The following is a 3,799-nucleotide window of genomic DNA, read 5'->3' as shown; positions in this document are numbered from 1 at the left end:
CGCTGCCGTTCCCTCCTTTCTTCATCTTCAGGCCGGCCGCAAGGCTGCCGTGCTCCTTAAAATATTTTTCACTTGCTTTTTCTATCTTCCTTGGCATGTAGTCTACATACTGCTGGGTCATTTCCTCATAGACATGTCCCAGATAGTCCCTCACTCCCTGCAGGGACACCCCGCTGTCATAAAACAGGGTGGCTATGCCGTGGCGGTAGTCGTGGGACCTGAAAATGTATTCCCCGCCTTTTATGCCGTTTTTTTCACAGCATTCCTGCATCTTCATCCGGAATGTGGCGCTCCTGTAGGCTTCACCCTGGCTGCTTTGGAACGCATAATCATCCGGTCCTACCTGATGTTTTTTCAGGTATACCATCATCAGCCGGTACAGGGCGTATGGTATGGGTATCCGCTTATAACTCCGCATCTTCGTCTGGTAGACCTGTACCCATGCATCCTTTCCCTGTATGTAATAGGCATTCCCTTTCAGTGTGCAGACCTCGCTGATGCGCAGGCCGATCCCCCACAGATGCAGGAACATCAGCCGGATGTCCTCTGGGAAACCGGGGAGTTTTCGCAGTATTTCAGCCCATATCTCCGCATCCACACTCCTGTCATTATGTTTCGGCACCACTTTTTTCAGGTAATAATCCACGCAGAATGGCGCCCTCTCAATGTACCCTCTTGCAATCAGGAAGTTGAAGAAATGCTGAATGCTCATAACCTGTGCATTATAGGATTTCGGCTGGAGTCCTTTGTCCGCCAGCTTCAGGAAATATTCCTCCATCTGCTTCCCTGTGATCCTGCAGATATCTTCCCGCCCTGCCTGCCCTATCTCTGAAAGAAAGTTCCTTACCCATATCATCTCTACCTGCAGGACGCTGATCGACAGGTTCGTGACCCCTATTCCATAGCGCATGTATTTCTTCAGCAGTTCCCGGTTTCCCTTGTGCGTAACCTCCAGAAACGACATAGCCTTTACCGGTTTTGCAGGGTTCAGGCGTTCCGGCTGTATGTGCAGGCGTTCCATGTACCACACATTCGCATCCCAGCATATTTCTGCGGCCTGCATAAAAAGTGCCTTCCTGCATAAGTCGATGATGCCGTATGCCGCTCCTTTTTCACCGTATGCCTGCATGGTTTCCTCAAATTCTTCTGCCTGCACAAGTTCAATCCCGTCAATGCTGCCAATCTCCCTGTTAATGCAGAAACCGTACAGTTCTTTCAGCCTGCGGAGATGGACCTGCAGCTGGTCCCCATTATAAATCCCAATGACATAATGCAGGCTGGCAAAAATCTGTCGTTTCATCTTCTCCGGCGCTTTCTGCCCGAAATCCCATGCCAGTCTGTTCTTGTTGACGGCATTGATAAACCGCTCTGCGATCTCCGGGTCCGGGTGGTATGGCAGGAACAGGATTCCGTTTCCGTATTCTGCCGTGGGCCTTCCCCTTTCCCGTACTGCCCGCACCTGCCCTTTGATGGAGTGCAGCTTGACCAGATCCATGGCCTTCAGGTATGCCAGGTATGCCATGGAGCGGAACTGCCCTTTCAGGAACTGCTCATATGCCGCCCTTGCCGGATAGTCCAACCCGCAGATGTGCCAGATCCCCCTGTCCTCCATGAATGCCCTGAGTTTATTGCGGTGCGTGGGGAGTATCTCTGTGCATTCCGCAAGCTCCCTCTCCAGCTGTTCCTTTAATTGTCCTGTGTCCTCCTGCGGCACCGCCTGCAGGTATTGGTATGCCGGCATGCCCACCACCCTTTCCTATGGCATCTTCCCGATGCCGTAATTTACGGAATGCTTCTCATAAAACTCGCGGCTTGCCTCCAGCAGCTTGTCATCCAGGATGCCCAGGTATTTGATCGTGGTATCCAGGTGCTTATGCCCAAGGGCCTGGCTGATCAGTTCCAGCGGCCAGCCCGCATTCCATCTTGTGACTGCGAAATACCTCCGCAGCATGTGTGGCGTCAGTTCCGTGCCTGTCTTTTCCGCCGCCCGCTCCAGCATGGCATAGACGCTGTCCACTTTCAGGGGCTGCCCTGCGGTATCGCCGGAGACATTGATGAACAGGTAGCTCTGGTGCTGCAGGAGTTCCCGGTACTCTGCAAGGTAGCCCATCAGGAATTCAAAGGCGTCCTCGCTGATCTTGGCTTTCCGGTACTCCGCGTTCTTTGCACGGGCATCGTTCTCGTTGTCCTCGCGGAAATACACTCCGATGGTGTGCTTCTCATAGTCAATGTCTCTGGTGTAATCCACGCCCAGTATCTCACCGATGCGGAATCCTGTTTCTGCGATCAGCAGGAGGAGCAGCTGGTCCCTGCTGTTGGTGCATGCCTGCAGGGTGGCGATGATTTCTTCCTCGCTTGCAGCCCTTACATTCCGTTCCTCCGCCTTCATGTAGCCGCCGAAGGACCTGCACCGCAGTGTCCTCTTGACGCCTGCCGCATTTGGCACCGTGATCTGGCTGTAGGAAAGCACCCGCAGGCTCGGCGCATAGCCGCATTCCGACATAAAAAGATAGAACCCGAACACATCCTTTAAGTATGCGTTGCAGGTTCCATTGTCGGCATCCCCTGTTTTCTTTTTTTCTGTGTGGCATCCCTCTTTCAGCCAGTATAGAAACTGTGTGAAATGGCTGCTCTGTTCCTCATACCCCATACCGCAGACCGCCTGGAAGTCCAGGCCCTTTTCCGCCAGGTATTCCAGGTAGCAGCAGATGGAAAAGGCGTACCTCTTTACCGTGTTCGGGGAAAGGTTTGCCTTTATCTTGTGTTTCAGATACTTGCTCGGAAGCAGGGCGATGTCCAGCGTCTCCCCGTCCATGATATAGAAATACTTTGTCGTGCCCTCGGCCGCTGTCTCCACCGTATACCGTTTCATCCGCTTCCGCCTCCTTCCCTGACGCCATACACAGTATACCGTGTAGGCGTGATGTTATCCATATCCATACCCAACAAACATGTCTGCCCAAAATATGGCAGGACCGACAAAAGGGGTTCAGTCAGTCTGGTAGCTTCCTGCCACGCTGACCGCTATGCCGGCCACCACATAGATGGCTGCCAGAAAAAGTATGATGAATGCTGCCGCTCCAATGATCCACGCCATGTCTCTGCCTCCTTCCGATTTCCAATATGTTTCTTTCTGTCTGTGATCCTGTTTTCCATGCCCTGTGGGGTTCCATTCCTCACATCTGCATGGGCTGTGCCATGCCTCCCGCTTCTGCCATCTGGGGGACCTGGCTGCCGGAGAATATGTCCGCCAGGAATTTCCTGCCGCCCAGTTCACAGGCAAGCTGGAACGCCTCGCTGAAACTGCCGCATTTTCTCTCCGCCCCCGGCCTGAACAGCGCCTCCCCGATATGGGGGATGGCTCCCTCATAATTTCCGACCTGCAGCATCCCGTCCTGGGTGATGCGCATATAGATCCCTGATTCCCCGCCGCTGTAATAGAGGCAGCCGCGCCCGTTCATCCGCGTCACCGCATCCTCCACCCACATGTGCCGGCTGCCGGATGTCACCGCCTGCCAGTGTTCAAATTCCCTTTGGTCCATGCCTGCCTCCTTTTTTCTGCCTATATCAGTTCCATCGGCCCGGTCAGCGGGGAATACACCTGCAGGCCGCAGCCCTCTGCCAGCGCCTTAAGCTGCGCCATCTGCATGGACGAATGCGTCAGGCAGCGGCGGCTGGTTACCAGCAGGATATCGGCCTCCCCCCTGGTGGCGGCATCCACAAAACGCCGGAAGCCGCTGCGCTCCCACAGCGGTTTCCTCCCGATGTCGCTGGAGCTGCCTGCCATTTCGAACCCCAT

General features: G+C 54.5%; 4 protein-coding genes. All 4 read right to left on the bottom strand.

The window, feature by feature from the left end; all coding sequences use genetic code 11:
* A partial coding sequence (locus tag Q2B33_RS06680) for a tyrosine-type recombinase/integrase (RefSeq protein WP_300817667.1) occupies positions 1–1,741 on the bottom strand: 1,741 nt, incomplete at its 3' end.
* 15 nt (positions 1,742–1,756) lie between these two features.
* Positions 1,757–2,872, bottom strand: coding sequence for a tyrosine-type recombinase/integrase (locus Q2B33_RS06675; protein WP_300782228.1), 1,116 nt, complete (start codon positions 2,870–2,872; stop codon positions 1,757–1,759).
* Positions 2,873–3,176: 304 nt separating this feature from the next.
* Positions 3,177–3,542 carry a hypothetical protein gene (locus Q2B33_RS06670; RefSeq protein WP_300782225.1) on the bottom strand — a complete coding sequence of 122 codons (366 nt, stop codon included), beginning with the start codon at positions 3,540–3,542 and terminating at the stop codon, positions 3,177–3,179.
* 20 nt (positions 3,543–3,562) lie between these two features.
* Positions 3,563–3,799 (bottom strand): hypothetical protein (locus Q2B33_RS06665; RefSeq protein WP_300817665.1); only part of this gene is annotated, 237 nt, incomplete at its 5' end.

It is taken from the genome of uncultured Acetatifactor sp. (assembly GCF_948601915.1).
Taxonomy (GTDB): domain Bacteria; phylum Bacillota; class Clostridia; order Lachnospirales; family Lachnospiraceae; genus Acetatifactor.
The sequence above is the reverse complement of the archived record's forward strand: the minus strand, read 5'-3'. Positions and strand labels throughout refer to the sequence as shown.